Here is an 18,261-nt window from a genome sequence, read left to right on the forward strand (position 1 = left end):
AAAATTGGTCCCTCCACTTTGGTTATCCACTTCCAGAAATCATGACTTCCCACGACGACAACGAAACTCTGGTGCGAGTCGGCCCCGGCACTGCCATGGGCCAGCTGATGCGGCTGTACTGGATCCCTTTCCTCACTTCGTCCGACGTCGAGCGCGACGGCCAGCCGTACCGGGTGCGCCTGCTCGGTGAAGACTTGGTTGCGTTCCGCGACAGCAGCGGCAAGGTCGGCCTGGTCGACCACGCGTGCCCGCATCGCGGTGCGCCGATGGCCTTCGCCCGCAACGAAGAGGGCGGCATCCGTTGCATCTATCACGGCTGGAAATTCAGCACCGACGGTCAATGTCAGGAAATGCCCGCAGAGCCGCCCAACAGCCCGATGTGCAGCCGCATGGCGATCAAGTCGTATCCGGTGCAGGAGCGCAACGGCGTGCTGTGGGCCTACATGGGCGTCGAACGCGACGCGCCGCCGCTGCCGCAACTCGAGTGGAACATGGTGTCGGAGGAGAACTGCGTGGTGACGCTGCGCGTCCAGGAATGCAACTGGCTGCAGGCGCTGGAAGGCGAGGTCGATTCCGCGCACGCCGCGATCCTGCACGGACGCCGCGATGGCAGCACGATCACGCAATGGCGCCAAGGCCAGGACCTGACGCCCACGTTCGAAATCCAGCAACACGACGCCGGGATCAGCGTGGCGGCGCGGCGCAAGGACGGCACCGAACGCAACTATGTGCGCGTCAACCAGTTCCTCATGCCGTTCTGGACGCTGGTGCCCCCGCAGACGCAATACCCGGAACTCAGCGGCCATGCCTGGGTTCCGATCGACGACCATCACACGCTGGCGGTCATGTTTTCCTATACGCCCGATCAGCCCTTCTACGAGAAGTCGCGCAAGCTTTTCAAGGAAGGCTACAAGGGGCGTGAAACGGGCCACCATTCGGCCGTGGCCTATGAAAAGACGCGGCCCATGACCGATCCGTACCCGACGTACTGGAGCCGCTTCAACCGCGGCAATTCATATGAATACGACTACAAGTCGGGCATGCCGGGTCTCTGGCTCGAGGATGCTGCCTGCCAGTCCGGCGTGGCAGCCATCTACGACCGCACTCAGGAGCATCTGGGAACGACCGATGCCGGCATTGCACGCGTTCGCCGCATGCTGCTGGAGAACACCCGCAAGTTGGCGCAGGGCGCCGCGCCGGTGTCGGCCACGTCGCCTTCGTCGTTCATGAAGCGTGCAATTTCGATCACGATCCCGGCCGGCGCGGACTGGTCCGACATCGGGCGCGACTACCTGACGGCCGAATTGGGCAAAGGCTTCGGATACAAGCCGTGACTGTCGCTCCGATCGAGTTGAGGCTTCGCCAGATCCGGCTGGAAGCCGAGAACATCTGTTCCTTCGAGTTCGTCCCGTCAGGCGGCGGGCGCCTTCCTTCATTCAAGGCTGGCGCACACCTCGAGCTTCATCTGCCGGGTGCGCTCGTCAGAAGCTACTCGCTGGCCAACGCCCCCGGTGATCACGAGCGGTATCTGGTGGCCGTGCAGCGGGAGTCGGATGGCCGCGGCGGCTCGGCGTGGATGCACGACAGCCTGCGTGTGGGCCAGGTCGTGCCGGCCGGCATGCCCGTCAACGACTTCGAGCTCGACGAGTCGGCGGAGCATTCCGTTTTCATTGCGGGCGGCATCGGCATCACGCCGGTTCTCTCGATGGTCGCGCGCCTTGATTCATTGAATCGCTCGTGGCGGCTTCACTATGCAAGTCGCTCACCGGATGTCACCGCGTTCAGGGAGACGCTGTCGGCGCTGGACAGAGGGCGCGGGTGGGTGACGCATCGATTCAATTCCGATGAATCGGAGCGCCTGAACATCGACCGCCTTGTCGGTGGCGCCGACGCGCATACGCACCTCTATTGCTGCGGTCCGACGCGGATGATCGATGCATTCGTCGACGCAGGTCGCACGCGTCCCAAGGGCACGGTGCACTACGAGCGTTTTGCGGCGGCCGAAGCGCCGGCCGTGGAGGGCGGCTACACCGTGGTTCTGCATCGCAGCGACAGGCGTGTCGCAGTCGAAGCCGGCAAGACGCTGCTCGACGCGCTGCTCGACGAAAACGTTTCTGTGCCCTATGCGTGCTCGAACGGCATCTGCGGCACATGCATGACGCGCGTGATCTCGGGCGTTCCCGATCATCGCGACGAGTTCCTCAGCGAAGAAGAAAAGAAGGCGGGCAACTGCATGCTCGTTTGCTGTTCCGGGTCGAAGTCGCCCGAGTTGGTCCTGGATCTTTGACATCGGATAAGAAATGCTTGAAAACTTCGAAACTGAATTTCCGGAACACACGCCTCGCACCGACGGCGCGCCGCATCCGCTGGACGGCACGCTGGTGGTTGATTTCTCCCACTTCATCGCCGGCCCGCTGGCCACGATGATCCTGGCCGATATGGGTGCGCAGGTCGTGAAGGTGGAAGCTCCGGCGCGCGGCGACGACCTGCGGCGCTACCCGCCCATGCATCCGCAACTGGACCAGGGCGCACCGTTCCTCTGGAGCAACCGCAACAAGCAAAGCGTTGCCCTCGATCTCAAATCGCCCGAAGGCATCGAACTCGTGCGCCAGTTGATCCGCAAGGCCGACGTGCTGGTCGAGAACTTTTCATCGGGCGTGATGGGGCGCCTCGGGCTCGACTACGAGACATGCCGGGCCCTGAACCCGCGACTCGTCTATTGCTCGGTTGCTGCCTACAGCCGCGAAGGAAAGTTCGCCGACCGGCTGGGTTTCGATCCCATTGCGCAGGCGGAAAGCGGCTTCGTCTCGATGAACGGCTACGCCGATCGTGACGGTGTGCGCGCACTGTCCCCGGTGATGGACATCAGCACCGCGATGATGGTGAGCAACGCGGTGCTTGGCGCGCTTCTGGCGCGCGAGCGCCTGGGTACGGGCCAACGTGTCGAGGTCTCGCTGTTCGACACCGCCGTGCTGATGACGGGCTACGCGAGCATGCAATCGCTGTTCACGGGCAGCGACCCCAAGCGCAGCGGGAATACGAGTCCGGACACCTGCCCCTCGGGCGCGTTCCACGCCAAGGACCGCACCTTCTACATCAACAGCGGCAACGACAACATCTTCCAGCGCCTCATGATCCAGGTGCTCGAACGCCCGGACCTTGCCGCACACGCCGACTACGCGAGTGGCCCGCTGCGGTCGAAGCACAGGGAGCGCCTGTTCGGCGTGTTGAACGACGCGTTCGGCAAGGAAGAGTGGTCGCTCTGGCAGGGGCGGATGCGCGCTGCGGGTGTTCCTTGCGGGCTGGTGCGAACGGTCGGCGAAGCCATCCGCTCGCCCGAAGCGCGCGACCACGAGCTGGTGACGCGAATTCCGCATCCCGTGCTGGGCTCGGTGCCGAATGTGCGCCTGCCGATCCGCTATGCGACCACGCCCCTGGCCGATCCGGTCGCAGCGCCGTGCGTCGGTCAGCACACGCGCGAAGTACTCAAGACAGTGCTCGGAATGAATGAAAACGTGATCGATGCTGCTGCCAAAGCCGGCGCGTTCGGGCTCGCGCCCACGAACTGATTTTCCCCCGGCGCAGGCCCACGACGAACGGCACGCCTTAACAACAGGAGACGCAGATGAAATCTCTCACACGACGACGCGCCTTGCAGATCTTCGCCGCCGGCGGTGCAGCCGCCACGGTCGCACGCATGCCCGTACTCGCACAGTCCGGCGACGCCTTTCCATCCAAGCTCATCCGGATCATCGTCCCGTACCCGGCAGGCGGCACCACCGATCAGCTGGCGCGCGCCATTGCGCAACCGATGCGCGATATCCTGGGCCAGGCCGTCATCATCGAGAACAAACCCGGTGCCGGCGGCACGCTCGGCGCGGACTACGTCGCTCACCAGCACGGCGACGGCTACACGCTGCTGTTCGGCAACAGCGGGCCGAGCGCGACCGCGTCGATGATGCGCACGCTCCCCTACGACATCCACAAGGACTTCAGGCCACTGTCGGGTGTGGTGAAGGTGCCGCTCATTCTTGCGGTGGCTGCCGACTCACCCCACAAGACCGTGAAGGACTTCGTCGCGTGGGCGCGGCCGCAAGGCACGGCGCTGAACTACGGTTCGACCGGCGTCGGCGGCAGTTCCCATCTGGCCAGCGAGTACTTCAACGAACTTGCGGGCACGAAGCTGCAGCACATCCCCTATTCGGGCGGCGCTCCCCTCGTGACCGCATTCGCCGGCGGCCAGGTCCAGGCGGCCTTCGTGACGGGGATGGACGGCGCGGCCATGGTGCAGGCAGGACGCATCAGATACCTCGCGGTGGCATCGCCCAAGCGCACCGAGGTCTTGCCTGGCCTACCTGCCATCGCCGAAGACGTGCCCGGCTTCAACGCAGTCGTCTGGTTCGGCCTGCTGGCCCCGAAGAACGTGCCCGATGCCATCGCCGACAAACTGAACGCGGCCATCGTGGCGGCGGTGAGGAAACCCGAAGTGCGCAAGTTCTTCATCGACCGCAACGTCGAGCCCTGGGGCAGCACGCCGCAGGAACTCGCAAGCACCATCGATGCCGAAGTCGCGCAGTGGGGGCCGATCATCAAGAAAGCCAACATCACGATGTGATGCGGAGTCCTTCATTGAACGCCGGAACAACACCATGAGCGCACGAACGCTGAAGGGCCGCGTGGCCATCGTCGGCATTGGCGAGACAACGTACTACAAGCACGGACAGTCTCCGGACTCAGAATTCAAGCTCGCCCTGCAAGCGATCCTGAACGCGTGCGGCGATGCCGGAATGGATCCCCGCAAGATCGACGGCTTCGCGTCCTATGGCGACGATCGCAGCGAGGCCACGCGCCTGGCTGCCGCCCTCGGCCTGCCGCGACTTCGCTCCGCCACCATGCAGTGGGGCGGCGGCGGCGGCGGGTGCTGTGCCGCAGTGGCCAATGGTGCCGCGGCGATTGCGACAGGGCAGGCCGATTGCGTCGTGGTGTTCCGCGCGCTCGCGCAGGGCCAGCACGGTCGCTTCGGCCAGAGCACGGCGGCCGGGACCATCTCCGGCGAACGCGCCTATCTGGTGCCCTACGGCGTGATTTCGCCGCCGCAGCGCTTTGCGATGCGTGCTCAGCGCTACATGCACGAACACGGCGTGCGCCAGGAGGCACTGCGAGCCGTTGCGCTCGCCTCGTCATACCATGCGCAGGCCAATCCGCGAGCCGTCATGTACGGCAAGCCGCTGGATGCCGACACGTACGACGCATCGCGCTGGATTGCGGAGCCGTTCCATCTTTTCGACTGCTGCATGGAGAACGACGGCGCGGCGGCGATCGTCATGGTGGACGCCGCACGCGCCGCCGAATTCTCGAAAAAGCCGGTCTATCTGCTGGGAGCGGCCTCGGGGTCGAGCTACCGCTTCGCGACCCACGCGCACAACTCGCCGGCCTACGCGTCTGCCAACTTCCAGACCGTCGCCGAAGACCTGTATCGCATGGCAGGGCTCACGCCAGCAGACGTCGGCGTCGTGCAGAGCTACGAGAACTTCACCGGTGGCGTGGTCATGGCGCTCGCCGAACACGGCTTCTTCCGGCCAGAAGAAGCGAACGATTTCCTCACGCTCGACAACCTCATCGCGCCCACGGGCCGGCTGCCGCTCAACACGAGCGGCGGCAATCTGGCGGAGTGCTACATGCACGGGTTCGAACTGGTGCTGGAAGCCGTGCGCCAGGTACGGGGCGTCTCCACGTCGCAGGCGACACGCAACGACGTGGCATTGGTGATCGGCGGCCCCATGGTGGCCCCGGCAAGCGATTTGCTGCTGGGTTCCGAGGCCGCACTGGGAGCGCGAACATGACAAGCGAGAACGCATCGTACTTGCCACCCGGCCTGCCGACGGCGGTGGCCGAGCCCGACGGTGTGTCGGCACCGTACTGGAGCGGCCTGCGCGAAGGCGTGCTTCGCGTCCAGCGCTGCAGGCATTGCCGGACATGGCAGTTCGGCCCTGAATGGATCTGCCATTCCTGCCTGCAGTTCGATCCCGCCTGGGTGGACGTGGAACCCACCGGGCGCATCTACAGCTGGGAGCGCGTGTGGCATCCGGTGCATCCGGCGCTCAAGGGACACGGCCCTTACATCGCCGTGCTGGTCGAACTGGAACACGCCGGAAACGTGCGCATGGTGGGGAACTTGTTGGGCGATCCGATGCAGGATGTGCGCATTGGCGCGCAAGTGCAGGGCGTGTTCGAGCACCATCCGCAGTCGCCGCACCCCCATTCGCTTCTGCAGTGGCGCTATCGATGAGGCCAACGCGCGACGCCGATGGGCGCAGCGAGACTTTCGATCTGGTCGTCGTCGGTGGCGGCGCGGGCGGCATGACGGCGGCGCTCGTGGCCGCGCTGGAAGGACTGCGCGTCGTGCTGTGCGAGGGATCGGAACAACTCGGCGGCACGACCGCGACATCGGCGGGCACGCTGTGGATTCCCGGCAACCGCCAAGGGCGAGACGCCGGGCATGCCGATTCGATCGAAGCTGCGCAACGCTATCTCGAAAACCTGGCTGGCCCCGACGACGAACGCGGATGCCGGCGCGCGTTCCTCGAGACCGGCGACGCCGCCATTGCCTACCTTGAAGCGCGAACCGACGTTGCGTTCGTCAGTGCCGGCCTGCATCCCGATTACCTCGTGCGACCCGGCGCAGCCACGACGGGGCGGGCACTGGCGCCCAGGCCCTTTGATGGCCGCCTGCTGGGAGAGCGGTTCGACCGCGTGCGCCCGCCAATCCCCGAGTTCCTCCTGCTCGGCGGGATGATGGTGGGCAAGGCGGACATTCAGGCGCTGCTGCAACGCTGGCGCTCGTGGCCTCATTTTCTGCAGAGCGCGCGCCTCGTTGCGCGCTACGCGTTCGACCGCCTTCGTTACCGACGCGGCACACGGCTCGTGATGGGCAATGCGCTGGTGGCGCGCCTCTACACGAGCCTCATCAAGGCAGGCGTCGACGTGCGCTTCGGCTGGGCATTGAAGGAGGTCGACACCCATGGCGGAAGGGTCGTGGGCGCAAGCTTTGGCGTGACCGGAGGAGTCGCGCGTCTCGCCTGCACGCGTGGCGTCGTTCTTGCCACGGGCGGCATCGGCCACAGCGAATCACTGCGCAGGGAATTTGCACCGCAAGGCCCGGCATTCGCGACGCTTGCGTGCGCAAGCGTCGCGGGCGATGGCATTGCGGCAGCGCGTCGCGCAGGCGCGGGCATCGAGCGTCACGCAGCAGGAGATTTCTTCTGGCAGCCCGTGTCCCGCGTGCCACGCAAAGGCGCAGGAGAGGGCCTGTTCCCGCATCTGTTTCTCGACCGCGCAAAACCAGGGCTGGCGGCCGTCGATGCGCGCGGCGAGCGCTTCGTGAATGAGGCAAGTTCGTACCACCACTTTGTCGCCGGCCTTCGGCAGCGCGAAATCCTCATCGGTCAGCGCGGTGCCTGGCTGGTCTGCGACGCTGCATTTGTTCGCCGCTACGGGCTGGGCGTGATCGCGCCGGGGACGAAGAATCTCCGCGCATGGGACCGGCGTGGCTACGTGATGGTGGCCGACTCGCTGCTGGCGCTGGCGACTCGCGCCGGTATCGATCCCGAAGGGTTGTCGCGGACTGTCGAGCGACACAACGCTGACGCCGTGGCCGGCAACGACGCCGAATTCGGCAAGGGCATCGCGCCGCTCGACCGCTTCAACGGGGACTCTTCGCACCGCCCAAACCCCTGCCTCGGCCCCATCAGCAAGCCGCCATTCATCGCCCTGCGAATCGACGCCGCAGACGCCGCGTCCAGCGCAGGCCTGGCGACCGACCGCGACGGGCGCGTCATGAGCCAGGACGGAGACATCGTCCAAGGCCTCTACGCATGCGGCAACGACGCCGCTTCGGTCATGCGCGGCACTTACCCCGGGCCCGGAACGACGCTCGGCCCGGCGGTCGTTTTCGGGTATCGCGTGGCGATGCACGCACGCTCTCAACTCACCTCGCAGGCAGGCTGACGTGAATAGCACGCTCATTTTTCAAGAACCCACTCAGGCAGTCGTCCTCGGCTATGCGCCGATGGACGACGTCCATGCCGAGTTTGCCGACGTCATCGCGCGGGCCGCCGCATGCAATGACGCGGATTTCATGTCCTGTCTCGATGAAGTCATCAGGCACTTGCGTTCTCATTTCGAAGCGGAGGACGCCTGGATGCGGGCGAGTGACTTTCCGCCCAAGGATTGCCACATGCAGGAGCACGCCGCGGTGTTGCGTTCTGCGGATGAAGTCTGCGCATTGCCCGCCGAGCGCCAAGTCGATGTCGGGCGTGCCTTCGTTCGTGAGTTGGCCGACTGGTTTCCCGGCCATGCCGACTATCTCGATTCGGCGCTGGCCGCCTGGATGTGCAAGCGCGCGCACGGCGGCAAGCCGATCGTCTTGCACCGGCGGGAGAAGTCCGAATGAACGAAACGACGAAGAATCAACCAGGCCGCCGCGGTCCGCTGAAAGACCTGCGTGTGGTCGAGTTCGCCGGCATTGGCCCAGGACCGTTCGCCTGCATGCTGCTGTCCGACATGGGCGCCGACGTCGTCACGGTCGATCGGCCCGGTGCGCGCATGGCCGACGCGCGCCAGGTCGTCCAGCGTGGACGGACGGTCGTTCATGCCGACCTGAAGGATGCCGCCGACATCGAACGGGTGCTGACCCTGCTGGAGAACGCAGACGTGCTGGTCGAGGGCTTTCGCCCTGGCGTCATGGAAAGACTCGGGCTGGGGCCGGACGTCGTTGCGCGGCGGAATCCCCGGCTCGTTTACGCCCGGATGACGGGATGGGGGCAGACGGGACCGCTGGCCCTAGCGGCCGGTCACGACATCAACTACATCGCCATCACCGGCGCGCTTCACGCCATCGGCACTGCGGAGCGCCCTGTGCCCCCGCTGAACCTGCTGGGTGACTACGGGGGTGGCAGTCTCTATCTGGTCGTGGGCGTACTCGCGGCCGTGCATGAGGCGCGGCTGTCGGGGCGGGGGCAGGTGGTCGACGCGGCGATCAGCGATGGCGTCGTCAGCCTGATGGCCCAATTCATCAGCCAGGGCCAGCGAGGCACGTTCAAGGAGTCGCGCGAGAGCAATCTGCTCGATGGCGGGACGCCCTGGTACGGCGTATATGAAACGGCGGATGCAGGTCACGTGAGCATCGGGGCACTGGAGCCCCAGTTCTTCGCGCGCTTCTGCGAAGTCGCTGGCGTTGCGCCGGAGTGGCATGCGGTGCAGAAAGAGGAGGGCCGGTGGCCCGCGTTCCGGGACTATCTGTCGGGGCATTTTCGCCAGCGGACGTTGGCGGATTGGCAGTCGATCCTGGAGGGCAGCGACAGCTGTTTCGCTCCCGTTCTGCCACTGAGCGAGGCCATGCGGCATCCTCACATCAAAGCGCGGGAAGCATTTGTTAGCGTCGAAGGCGTCGTGCATCCCGCGCCGGCTCCCAGATTTTCCAGAACACCAAGTGCTGTTCAGTCGCCCCCAGCCTCGACAAAAGCGAACCTCGGGAGCGTCGTTACAAGCTGGCTTCCAACTGATTGAAGGTTGCGGCCGTCGTCGGTGGTGGCTTTATGTTCAGGTCACTGCGTGCCACATCGAGTTGAAGAATCGCCCGGCGCCTACACCCCACTGAACCAGTTGTACCCCTGGTCTTCCCAGTACCCGCCGGGATACTCATTCGTCACGAAGACCGCCGCAATGTGCTTCGGATTCTTGAACCCCAGCTTGGTCGGCACGCGCAGTTTCAACGGAAAGCCCAAGGGCGTCGGCAGCGGCTCGCTCCCGAAGTCCAGCGCGAGCAGCGTCTGCGGATGCAGCGCCGTTGCCATGTCCAGGCTGGAGTAGTAGCGGTCGGCGCATTTGAAGCCGACGTATTTCGCCGTCAGATCGGCACCGATGCGCTCGAGAAAAGTCCGCAACGGCACGCCGCGCCAATTGCCGATCGCGCTCCAGCCTTCGATGCAGATATGGCGCGTGATCTGACCCTGCTGTGGCAGGGCACGCAGTTGCTCGACGGTCCACGGGCTCTTGTTGCGTACGAGTCCCGACACCTCCAGCCGCCAGGTCGAGACATCGATCTCGGGCGCGTCGAACTCGGCATAGAAGGCGTTGAAAGGGAAGGGCTGGGTGATCCGACTGGCCGCATAGGTCGGCGCCAGTTTCGTGCGGCTGAACAGGCGCGCCTGCACGCGATCGTTCCAGCGCGACACGGCCCACAGGACCTTGTCGACCGCATCGTTGTCCTGCAGGTTGCAACCCGACAGCATCGCCAGCGCGCCGAGCGAAAGCGAGGAGCGCAGCAGCAGCCGGCGTTCGAGCTTGACCAGGCCGCTGCGATGGTCGGCCAGCCGGATCGCCGGCTTCTTTTCGCGTGCGCTCATGGCGAGGCGCGCTCGCTGCGCATGGCGCGGCCCGTGAACATCGGCAGCAAGGTCTTCGGCACGATGATCACGAGCAGCAGGTGCACGACGATGAAGGCCACGATCCCGGCCATTGCGAAGAAGTGCACGCGGCGCGCGAAGTCGTAGCCGCCGAACACATCGACCAGCCCATCGAATTGCACCGGCTTCCAGATCGACAGCCCCGACGCCACCACCAACACGCCGAGTGCTAGCACGCCGAGGTACGAGACCCGCTGGACCGCGTTGTACGAACCCATCTTGTGCGGCAGCTTCAACCTCGCCGCGAGCTTCAGGTCATGCGCCACCGCGGCCGGATGCACGGGCAGCAGATGCCGCCGGAAATGCCCGCTGGCCAAGCCATAGGCTATGTATACCAGCCCATTCACCGCCAGCAGCCACATCGCCGCGAAGTGCCATGCGATCGAGCCGCCGAGCCATCCGCCCACCGTGGCCCAGGCCGGGAATCTGAATCCGAACAGCGGCGAGGCGTTGTAGATCGCCCAGCCGCTCATCAGCATGCAGCTCATCGCGAACACGTTGATCCAGTGCGTGGCGCGCACCGCCGGCGGATGAATCACCGCACGCTTCATGCTCACATCGGTGGCGTCACGCCGTTCTTGCCGGCGGAGATGAAGCCTGCGGACAAGCTCGAGTCGGCCTCCTTCTTCGCGAACAACACGACCTTGGTCCCGACGGCAAGCAGCGAGCGATCACCGGGCTCGAGATTGACGATCGGCACGTCGTCCGGCACGACGACCTTCTGCTCGCCGCCCTTGTACTTGAGGGTCAGGGTGCGGCCGTTGGCCATCACCAGGTCGCCCACGGTGCCGTTGGTCATCGAACTCTTGGGGCCGAGATCCCAGGCACGGTGGCCGTCGCCGGTGCCTGCCATCGCGGGCGGGAACACGTGCACTTCCAGCGCCTTCAGCGAGCCGTCGGGCAGCGTGATCGCCGCGGTTCCGATGTAGCTGCCGGGCTTGATGTCGGTGACCTTGGCCAGCGTGACCGCGCGCACCTGGGTGTCCTTGTTGATCTTGATGCTCAGGTCCTCGCCGCGGTTGGTGTGGACCTTGATCGCGTCATCGCTGACCGCGGTGATCGCGCCGCGCACGCCGACCGGCGGTGTCTGCGCCAGCGCGCCGTGGCTGAGACCGAGCAGGCCGACGGCCATCGCGGCAGGGGCGGCGAGGGACCTGAGGAGTTTTCCGAATCCGATGTTCATGCGCATGTGCCAGAGAATGAAGACAAGTCCACTCTAGGCACCGCGCCAGCTCGCAGGCATGACATTCGAATGACAAAAGCGTCATGAAGCGGCACTGCGCTGCGCCACGCGAGAAAATGGTCGCCACATTCCCATGAGCATCCTCGTTATCGAAGACGACCCGAAGACGGGCGACTACCTCAAGAAGGGCCTGAAGGAAAGCGGCTACGCGGTCGACCTCGCGCGCACCGGCACCGACGGCCTTCACATGGCGCTGGAGAACGCGTACGACCTCGTCGTGCTCGACGTGATGCTGCCCGGCATCGATGGCTGGCAGATCATGCAGGCCTTGCGCGACAAGCGCGATCTGCCGGTGCTCTTCCTCACGGCACGCGACGGGCTGGACGATCGCATCCGGGGACTCGAACTCGGCGCCGACGACTATCTGGTCAAGCCGTTTTCCTTCACCGAACTCGTGCTGCGGATCCGCACGCTGCTGCGGCGCGGCATCGTGCGCGAAGCCGAGTTCTACGAGTTCGCCGATCTCAAGCTCGACGTGCTGCGCCGCAAGGTCACGCGCGAGGGCATCGAGATCGTGCTGACGAACAAGGAATTCCTGCTCCTGCAGTTGCTGGTCAAGCGCGAGGGCGAACCGCTCTCGCGCACGCTGATCGCCTCCGAGGTGTGGGACATGAATTTCGACAGCGACACCAACGTCGTCGATGTCGCGATCAAGCGGCTGCGCGTGAAGGTCGACCAGCCCTTCGACAAGAAGCTGATCCACACGGTGCGCAGCATCGGCTATGCGTTCGGGGATGCGCCATGAAATGGCTGCCGCGCTCGCTGGCGGTGCGTGCGACGCTGCTGCTCGGGCTGATCGCGTGCGCGGTCACCGGCGTGCTCGGCGCCTATTTCTTCTACACCGCGCGCACGGCGGTGATGGAACACCTCGACACGCAACTGATCGGCCGCGTCGAGCACTTCCGGCGCCTGGTCGGCAATGTGCAGACCATTGCCGACCTGCACGACCGGCCGCTGCTGTTCGAGACCATGCTTGGCGCCGAGAACGATGTCCTGCTGCTGCGCCGGCCCGGCGAGGCGCCGTTCATCGACGTCAACCCCGCACATTTTCCGGTGCCCGGCGCGCTCGCCGCGGCGGCGCCCGAACGCGAACTGACGGTGGGCGACGTGCTGCGCGTTCCGCCCACCGCAGACATGCCGATGCACTGGGTCGCTGCGCTCGCGCGCTCGGGCCGCGACGGCGACATGGTCGAGGTGGTGGCCGGCCATCCGCTGACCAACGAAGTGAGGATGATCCGCGCCAACCGGGACCGCGTGGTGCTCGGCGCCATCGTCGCGATGCTGGCCTCCACGCTGCTGGCGTACCTGGTGCTGCGGCACGGGCTTCGGCCGCTGCGACGGGTGGCTGCGAAGGCGGCGCTGATCAACCCGATCAACCTCGCCATGCGGCTGCCCGAGCACGATGCACCGCGCGAGGTGCAGCACATGGTCGTCGCCTTCAACGCGATGCTCGATCGCATCGCGACGGGCTACGAGCGCCTGTCGCAATTCTCGGCCGACCTCGCGCACGAGATCCGCACGCCCATCGGTGCGCTGATCGGGCAGACGCAGGTGGCATTGCATCGCGCACGCAGCGTCGACGAATACCAGCACCTGCTCGAGTCGAACCTCGAGGAACTCAACCGATTGCGGCTCATCGCAGAGAACATCCTGTTCCTGGCGCAGGCCGATCATGCGGCGCTGACGATCGAACGCGCGCCGCTCGGGCTGGGCGACGAATTGCAGAAGATTGCCGACTACTTCGAAGGCCCGGCCGAGGAACGCGGCATTCGGTTCGACGTGCAAGCGAGCGGCACTGCGTTCGTCAATGCGACGCTGTGCCGGCGCGCGGTCAACAACCTCGTCGTCAATGCGGTGCGCTACGGTGCAGAGGGAACGAAGGTGCGGCTGATCGGCGTCCAGGATGGCGACACGGCGACCATCGCGGTCGAGAACGAGGGATCTCCCGTGCCGACCGAACAGCTCGCGCGCCTTTTCGATCGCTTCTACCGCGGCGACGCGGCGCGCAGCCGCGATACCGAATCCAACGGCCTGGGCCTCGCGATCGTCAAGGCCATCATGGCGCTGCATGGCGGCGAAGCGTGCGCCACGAGCCCGACGCCGGGCTCGATCCGATTCGAGCTGCGCTTTCCCGCGCCCGCACGCGCGTAGCGCTGCTGCCTGCACGCGATCCCGATTTTCCAGGAGCGGCGAAGCGCACGCAGTCAATCCGGCGCAGGATCGGCCTGCGGATTTCGCAGACGCCGAAGTTCGTCGGCCAGCGCCTGCACGGTCAACGGCGCCGAGCCCTCGGCCTTGTTGTTGACCGTCACGTAGGCATGCTGTCCGGCGCCCGTGGTGCCGGCGATCACGCGGGCCAGCGCGGCGCGCGTCTCCAAGTCCGGATCGACCAGCTTGTCGAAGGGTTCGTAGAGGGTCTTGGCTTCTTCGTAGCCGTAGGCGCCATGCCGGCGGTTCAGGTTCCAGCGGCAAACCAGCGGTCCGGGCCAGAGCGCGCGCAGCAGCGGCAGTTGCTCGGCGATCGGCGGCATCTTCGGATGCAGGCCCAGGCAGTAGGTCGCGCCGGCCTCGCGCAGGACGTCGACAAAGGCGGGGATCAGGAATTCGGGGTTGCGTGTCTCGACCGCGATCACGCCCTCCGGTGCGATGGGACGCAAGGCGGGCAGGGCGCGCAGCATGGCGCCGAGGCGCCGAAGGATGTCGGGCAACTGCGCCAGCATCGGCCCGGGCAGCGGACTGAGCTGGAACACCAGTGCGCCGATCTTGTGCCCGAGGCCGTCGAGCGCGGGCTGCACGAATTCGGCGGCCGCCAGCAGCGGATCGAGGAAGGCCGGGTTGGGCTCCATGGCGCGGCCGTTCTCGCCGCGGACCATCGCATCGGCCACGAGGCTGGGCGCTTTCACGACGAAGCGGAAGTCGTCCGGAACCTGTGCCGCGTACACAGCGAACTGGCTGGCGGACAGCGGCTTGTAGAAACTGCGGTCCACGCTCACGGTGCGAAGGAGCGGATGCTGTGCATAGGCAGCGAGGCCGTGTTTCGAAAGTGCCGAGGATTCGTAGTCGCCGTCCCAGACCATGCCGGCCCAGCCGGGGAAATGCCAGGACGAAGTTCCGAGGTGCAGGGTCCGTGGCAGCGTGTCGGCCAGCGCGTGCTGCGCCGCGCCGGGCTGCGCCGGCTGGACCTTGGCCACGCGCGCGGCCGCGCGCTTGGCTGGCACGGGAGCGCGGGCCGGCGCGGGGCCGTCCGGCTCGTGCGGGTCGTCGAAGAGAGATTCCTGCATGGCGTGTGCGTGCGGGTCCTTGTGAGAGGCGGATCGGCGAGCGCGATCCTATTCCGGCGCGAGGACGAAGCTGGTCTTCAGGCCCTGGGTCGCCGACGGCCCGACCCACAGATCGAAGCGGCCCGATTCGACGGTGGGCTTCATGTCCTGCCCGATGAACATCAGGTCGGTGCGCGAGAGCGTGAAGTCGACGTCGACCGTCTGCCCCGCGCCGATGCGGACCTTCCGGAAAGCCTTGAGTTCGCGCACCGGCCGGGTGACGCTGGCGGCGCGGTTGCCGATGTAGAGCTGTGCCACTTCCTCGGCTTCGCGTTGTCCGGTGTTGCTGATGCGGGTGTGGACCTTGATCGTGCCATCCCATGCCATGCGTGCCGGCGTCGTCTCGAGCGCGTCGTAGTGGATGTGCGCATAACTAAGGCCATAGCCGAAGGGGTAGAGCGCTTCGTTCGTCGCATCCAGATAGCGCGTCTTGTAGGCAAGGTTCGGATTGCCTGCGAGCTCGGGCCGGCCGGTGCGCTTGTGGCTGTAGTAGTAGGGCACCTGGCCCGGCGTCTGCGGGAAACTCACCGGCAAGCGGCCGGACGGATTGACGTCGCCGAACAGCACGTCGGCGATCGCCGGGCCGGTCTCGGAGCCCAGGAACCAAGTGACGAGCAGTGCGCGCGCCTGCCGCACGCCGCCCTTGAGCGCGAGCGCGCGGCCGTTGCGCAGCAGCACGACGACCGACTTGCCCGTGGCGACGACGGCATCCGCAAGCTCCTGTTGCGCGCGGGGAATCTCGATGTCGGAGCGCGATCGGGCTTCGCCGGACATCTGTTCGTTCTCGCCGATCGACAGCACCGCCACATCGGCTGCCCGTGCCGCGGCGACGGCGGCGGCGATGCCGCCGGGGATCGCCGCATCGACGTCCGAACCGCGCACCACCGCGAGCGCATCCGGCGAGGCCAGCGCGTTGCGAAGCGCCTGCTCGATGCCCACGGGCGGCGCCTGATCGGGAAAGATGCGCCATGGTCCGAACAGATCGGAGGTGCCCGCGAACGGGCCGATCAGCGCGATGCGGGTGCCCGACTTCGGCAGCGGCAGCAGGTCGCCGTCGTTCCTGAGCATCACGATGGAGCGGTCGGCCGCCTCGCGCGCCAGCGACTCGTGCGCGGCCAGGTCGAAGCCTGGACCTTCTCTCTTGTCGTCCAGGCCGCTGAAGGGGTGGTCGAACAGGCCGAGCCGCTGCTTGACCCGCAGCACGCGCCGGACGGCATCGTCGAGCCGCGACATCGGCACCTCGCCCGACGCCACGAGCTCCGGCAGGTGGCGCATGTAGAGGCCGCTCTGCATGCTCACATCGGTGCCGGCGAGGAAGGCGCGCTGGGCGGCCTGGCGCTCGTCGGCGGCGAAGCCGTGCGCGATGAGTTCCTCGTCGGCCGTGTAGTCGGAGACGACGAAGCCCTGGAAGCCCCATTCGCCGCGCAGGATGTCCGTCAGCAGTGCGTGGTTGGCGTTCGACGGGATGCCGCCGATCTCGTTGAAGGCGCTCATGATCGACAGCGCGCCGGCATCGATCGCCGCGCGAAAGGGCGGCAGGTAGACTTCGCGCAACGTGCGTTCGGAGAGGTCGACCGTGTTGTAGTCGAGCCCGCCTTCCGCGGCGCCATAGCCGGCGAAGTGCTTGGGCGTGGCCAGCATCGCGTCGGGCCGCGACAGATCGCTGCCCTGGAAGCCGCGCACGCGGGCAGCGGCGAACTGCCGCCCGAGGTAGACGTCCTCGCCAGCGCCTTCGACGCCACGGCCCCAGCGTGCATCGCGTGCGATGTCCACCATCGGCGCGAAGGTCCAGCGAAAGCCGTCGGCGCTGGCCTCTTCGGCCGCGGCGCGCGCAGTGCGCTCGGCCAGCTGCGGCTCCCAGCTGGCCGCCTCGGCGAGCGGCACCGGGAACACGGTGCGAAAGCCGTGGATGATGTCTGCGCCGAAGATCAGCGGAATGCCCAGGCGCGATTCGTTGACCGCCGCCTGCTGCGCGCGGCGCTTGCCTTCGCGACCCTCGTTGTTGAAGAGGCCGGTCACGCGGCCTGCGCGGATGTCGGCCAGCTGTTGCGCCTGGCTCTGGCGCGCGGCCTGCGGATTGGCCACGATGTCGATGCCGGCAGGGGCGTAGAGGCTCAGCTGGCCGACCTTCTCTTCGATCGTCATGCGCCCGATGAGCGACTCGATGCGCGCGGCGGCCACCGGATCGAAGCTGCCCGGTCCGCGACCGGCGACGCAGCCCGCCAGGCCGACGAGGAGCGGAAGGACGAGACCGGGAAGGAACAATCTTCGAGCGCGCATGGGCTGCGATTCTGGCGCGGGACTCAAGGCTCGGGGACAATCGGGCAATCCCTTTGCAGGAAGCACCCATGTACATGCCGCCGCAATTCGACGCCAAGGACCGCACGCTCGCTGCGGAGCTGATGCGTTCGCACCCGTTCGCCAACCTGATCTCGAACGACGACGAGGGCCTGCCTTTCGTGACGCACCTGCCGCTGGTGCTGGAAGAGCGCGGCGAGGGCGCGTTGGCCTTGCTCGGCCATTGCGCCAAGCCCAACCCCCACTGGCGCTATCTGCGAGCGCGGCCCACCGCGGTCGTGAGCTTTCTGGGGCCGCATGCGTATCTGTCGCCGTCGGTCTACCCGGACCTTGCGCGAGTGCCGACGTGGAACTATCTCGCGGTGGACTGCACCGTGCAGGCTCGGCTGATCGAGGAGCCGGCCGAGAAGGACGCGCTGCTCAAGCGGCTGATCGCGCAGCACGAACCGTCCTATGCGCAGCAATGGCGCGAACTCGGTGAGGAGTTTCAGCTCAGGATGCTCCAGGGCATCGTCGGTTTCGAGCTGGAGGTGACGGCGCTGCAATGCAAGCTCAAGCTGAACCAGCATCGCCGCGAGGCGCACGTCGCGATGTACGCGGCCTACAGCCAGGGTACGCCCGACGAGCAGGCACTGGCAGGCTGGATGCAGCGGCTCGGCATGGCCACCACCGACGCCGCGCGCGTGGAAGGAGCCTGAGATGCGCATGGGGGCGCTGATCGGGCTTGTGCTGGCACTGGTCATCGTCGGGCTGCTGGCGAAGCGGCAACTGAGCACGATCGCCGCGCCCGTCGCACCTGCCGGCCAGGCGGCGGCGGGTGCGCAGCCCGGCGACGTTCGCGCGCAGAGCCAGCAGATCCAGCAGCAGTTCAAGAAGTCGCTCGACGCCGCGATGCAGCAGTCGCAACGGGTGCCGGATGATCAGTGAGGCGCGG

General features: G+C 66.5%; 18 protein-coding genes. 13 read left to right on the forward strand and 5 right to left on the reverse strand.

The features are described from left to right. Positions 1 to 41 precede the first annotated feature (41 nt). The 9 genes from E5P2_RS13365 to E5P2_RS13405 all read left to right on the forward strand — a co-directional run bounded on the left by E5P2_RS13365 (position 42) and on the right by E5P2_RS13405 (position 9,567). Entirely contained in the window at positions 42 to 1,334 is a 1,293-nt protein-coding gene (locus E5P2_RS13365) for a Rieske 2Fe-2S domain-containing protein (protein ID WP_162567637.1), read from the forward strand. Then, positions 1,331 to 2,287: a PDR/VanB family oxidoreductase gene (locus E5P2_RS13370; RefSeq protein ID WP_232080686.1), complete on the forward strand. Its 957-nt coding sequence runs from the start codon at positions 1,331 to 1,333 to the stop codon at positions 2,285 to 2,287. The genes E5P2_RS13365 and E5P2_RS13370 overlap by 4 nt, the downstream gene beginning before the upstream one ends. Before the next feature lie 13 nt (positions 2,288 to 2,300). Continuing rightward, the gene (locus tag E5P2_RS13375) at positions 2,301 to 3,569 is read left to right on the forward strand and encodes a CaiB/BaiF CoA transferase family protein (RefSeq protein ID WP_162567638.1); all 1,269 of its coding nucleotides are present in this window, start codon (positions 2,301 to 2,303) and stop codon (positions 3,567 to 3,569) included. A 56-nt stretch (positions 3,570 to 3,625) separates the two neighbouring features. Then, positions 3,626 to 4,615 carry a Bug family tripartite tricarboxylate transporter substrate binding protein gene (locus E5P2_RS13380; RefSeq protein WP_232080687.1) on the forward strand — a complete coding sequence of 330 codons (990 nt, stop codon included), beginning with the start codon at positions 3,626 to 3,628 and terminating at the stop codon, positions 4,613 to 4,615. Between the two features lie 61 nt (positions 4,616 to 4,676). Continuing rightward, positions 4,677 to 5,843 (forward strand): thiolase C-terminal domain-containing protein, encoded by a 1,167-nt coding sequence (locus tag E5P2_RS13385; protein ID WP_232080688.1) that lies wholly within the window; start codon positions 4,677 to 4,679, stop codon positions 5,841 to 5,843. Beyond that, positions 5,840 to 6,289: a Zn-ribbon domain-containing OB-fold protein gene (locus E5P2_RS13390; protein ID WP_162567639.1), complete on the forward strand. Its 450-nt coding sequence runs from the start codon at positions 5,840 to 5,842 to the stop codon at positions 6,287 to 6,289. The genes E5P2_RS13385 and E5P2_RS13390 overlap by 4 nt, the downstream gene beginning before the upstream one ends. After that, positions 6,286 to 8,007 carry an FAD-dependent oxidoreductase gene (locus E5P2_RS13395; protein ID WP_162567640.1) on the forward strand — a complete coding sequence of 574 codons (1,722 nt, stop codon included), beginning with the start codon at positions 6,286 to 6,288 and terminating at the stop codon, positions 8,005 to 8,007. The genes E5P2_RS13390 and E5P2_RS13395 overlap by 4 nt, the downstream gene beginning before the upstream one ends. Before the next feature lies 1 nt (position 8,008). After that, entirely contained in the window at positions 8,009 to 8,452 is a 444-nt protein-coding gene (locus E5P2_RS13400) for a hemerythrin domain-containing protein (protein ID WP_232080689.1), read from the forward strand. Then, complete coding sequence (locus E5P2_RS13405) at positions 8,449 to 9,567, forward strand: CaiB/BaiF CoA transferase family protein (RefSeq protein ID WP_162567641.1); 1,119 nt, start codon at positions 8,449 to 8,451, stop codon at positions 9,565 to 9,567. Before E5P2_RS13400 ends, E5P2_RS13405 begins: the two co-directional genes overlap by 4 nt. A gap of 77 nt (positions 9,568 to 9,644) precedes the next feature. Here the strand turns inward: E5P2_RS13405 and E5P2_RS13410 are convergent, their stop codons facing one another. Genes E5P2_RS13410 through E5P2_RS13420 form a run of 3 tightly spaced genes read right to left on the reverse strand, consistent with a single transcriptional unit; the run spans position 9,645 to position 11,649 of the window. After that, positions 9,645 to 10,406 carry a molybdopterin-dependent oxidoreductase gene (locus E5P2_RS13410; RefSeq protein ID WP_162567642.1) on the reverse strand — a complete coding sequence of 254 codons (762 nt, stop codon included), beginning with the start codon at positions 10,404 to 10,406 and terminating at the stop codon, positions 9,645 to 9,647. After that, on the reverse strand, positions 10,403 to 11,017 hold the full coding sequence (locus E5P2_RS13415; RefSeq protein ID WP_162567643.1) for a cytochrome b/b6 domain-containing protein: 615 nt from the start codon (positions 11,015 to 11,017) through the stop codon (positions 10,403 to 10,405). Before E5P2_RS13415 ends, E5P2_RS13410 begins: the two co-directional genes overlap by 4 nt. 2 nt (positions 11,018 to 11,019) lie before the next feature. Beyond that, a complete protein-coding gene (locus E5P2_RS13420; RefSeq protein ID WP_162567644.1) occupies positions 11,020 to 11,649 on the reverse strand; it encodes a hypothetical protein in 630 nt (209 codons plus the stop codon). A gap of 133 nt (positions 11,650 to 11,782) precedes the next feature. Here E5P2_RS13420 and E5P2_RS13425 point away from each other — a divergent pair, with 133 nt between their 5' ends. Together E5P2_RS13425 and E5P2_RS13430 are read left to right on the forward strand one after the other, a co-directional pair. Then, positions 11,783 to 12,454 carry a heavy metal response regulator transcription factor gene (locus tag E5P2_RS13425; protein WP_162567645.1) on the forward strand — a complete coding sequence of 224 codons (672 nt, stop codon included), beginning with the start codon at positions 11,783 to 11,785 and terminating at the stop codon, positions 12,452 to 12,454. Further along, positions 12,451 to 13,860, forward strand: coding sequence for a heavy metal sensor histidine kinase (locus E5P2_RS13430; RefSeq protein ID WP_162567646.1), 1,410 nt, complete (start codon positions 12,451 to 12,453; stop codon positions 13,858 to 13,860). Before E5P2_RS13425 ends, E5P2_RS13430 begins: the two co-directional genes overlap by 4 nt. A gap of 53 nt (positions 13,861 to 13,913) precedes the next feature. Here the strand turns inward: E5P2_RS13430 and E5P2_RS13435 are convergent, their stop codons facing one another. Together E5P2_RS13435 and bglX are read right to left on the reverse strand one after the other, a co-directional pair. Continuing rightward, entirely contained in the window at positions 13,914 to 14,990 is a 1,077-nt protein-coding gene (locus E5P2_RS13435) for a DUF72 domain-containing protein (RefSeq protein ID WP_162567647.1), read from the reverse strand. A gap of 48 nt (positions 14,991 to 15,038) precedes the next feature. Further along, the gene (gene bglX / locus E5P2_RS13440) at positions 15,039 to 17,309 is read right to left on the reverse strand and encodes a beta-glucosidase BglX (RefSeq protein ID WP_162567648.1); all 2,271 of its coding nucleotides are present in this window, start codon (positions 17,307 to 17,309) and stop codon (positions 15,039 to 15,041) included. A 68-nt stretch (positions 17,310 to 17,377) separates the two neighbouring features. Here bglX and E5P2_RS13445 point away from each other — a divergent pair, with 68 nt between their 5' ends. Next, positions 17,378 to 18,025 carry an FMN-binding negative transcriptional regulator gene (locus E5P2_RS13445; protein WP_162567649.1) on the forward strand — a complete coding sequence of 216 codons (648 nt, stop codon included), beginning with the start codon at positions 17,378 to 17,380 and terminating at the stop codon, positions 18,023 to 18,025. A 7-nt stretch (positions 18,026 to 18,032) separates the two neighbouring features. Beyond that, positions 18,033 to 18,254 (forward strand): hypothetical protein, encoded by a 222-nt coding sequence (locus E5P2_RS13450; RefSeq protein WP_332107544.1) that lies wholly within the window; start codon positions 18,033 to 18,035, stop codon positions 18,252 to 18,254. The last annotated feature ends 7 nt before the right edge of the window (positions 18,255 to 18,261 follow it).

This window comes from Variovorax sp. SRS16, from assembly GCF_901827165.1.
Lineage (GTDB): Bacteria > Pseudomonadota > Gammaproteobacteria > Burkholderiales > Burkholderiaceae_C > Variovorax.

Coding starts and splice junctions, on each gene's coding strand:
- E5P2_RS13430 (WP_162567646.1), top strand. CDS start 12,451: ATGAAATGGCTGCCGCGCTCGCTGGCGGTGCGTGCGACGCTGCTGCTC.
- E5P2_RS13365 (WP_162567637.1), top strand. CDS start 42: ATGACTTCCCACGACGACAACGAAACTCTGGTGCGAGTCGGCCCCGGC.
- E5P2_RS13395 (WP_162567640.1), top strand. CDS start 6,286: ATGAGGCCAACGCGCGACGCCGATGGGCGCAGCGAGACTTTCGATCTG.
- E5P2_RS13375 (WP_162567638.1), top strand. CDS start 2,301: ATGCTTGAAAACTTCGAAACTGAATTTCCGGAACACACGCCTCGCACC.
- E5P2_RS13445 (WP_162567649.1), top strand. CDS start 17,378: ATGTACATGCCGCCGCAATTCGACGCCAAGGACCGCACGCTCGCTGCG.
- E5P2_RS13420 (WP_162567644.1), bottom strand. CDS start 11,649: ATGAACATCGGATTCGGAAAACTCCTCAGGTCCCTCGCCGCCCCTGCC.
- E5P2_RS13425 (WP_162567645.1), top strand. CDS start 11,783: ATGAGCATCCTCGTTATCGAAGACGACCCGAAGACGGGCGACTACCTC.
- E5P2_RS13410 (WP_162567642.1), bottom strand. CDS start 10,406: ATGAGCGCACGCGAAAAGAAGCCGGCGATCCGGCTGGCCGACCATCGC.
- E5P2_RS13405 (WP_162567641.1), top strand. CDS start 8,449: ATGAACGAAACGACGAAGAATCAACCAGGCCGCCGCGGTCCGCTGAAA.
- bglX (WP_162567648.1), bottom strand. CDS start 17,309: ATGCGCGCTCGAAGATTGTTCCTTCCCGGTCTCGTCCTTCCGCTCCTC.
- E5P2_RS13435 (WP_162567647.1), bottom strand. CDS start 14,990: ATGCAGGAATCTCTCTTCGACGACCCGCACGAGCCGGACGGCCCCGCG.
- E5P2_RS13450 (WP_332107544.1), top strand. CDS start 18,033: ATGGGGGCGCTGATCGGGCTTGTGCTGGCACTGGTCATCGTCGGGCTG.
- E5P2_RS13415 (WP_162567643.1), bottom strand. CDS start 11,017: ATGAAGCGTGCGGTGATTCATCCGCCGGCGGTGCGCGCCACGCACTGG.
- E5P2_RS13380 (WP_232080687.1), top strand. CDS start 3,626: ATGAAATCTCTCACACGACGACGCGCCTTGCAGATCTTCGCCGCCGGC.
- E5P2_RS13390 (WP_162567639.1), top strand. CDS start 5,840: ATGACAAGCGAGAACGCATCGTACTTGCCACCCGGCCTGCCGACGGCG.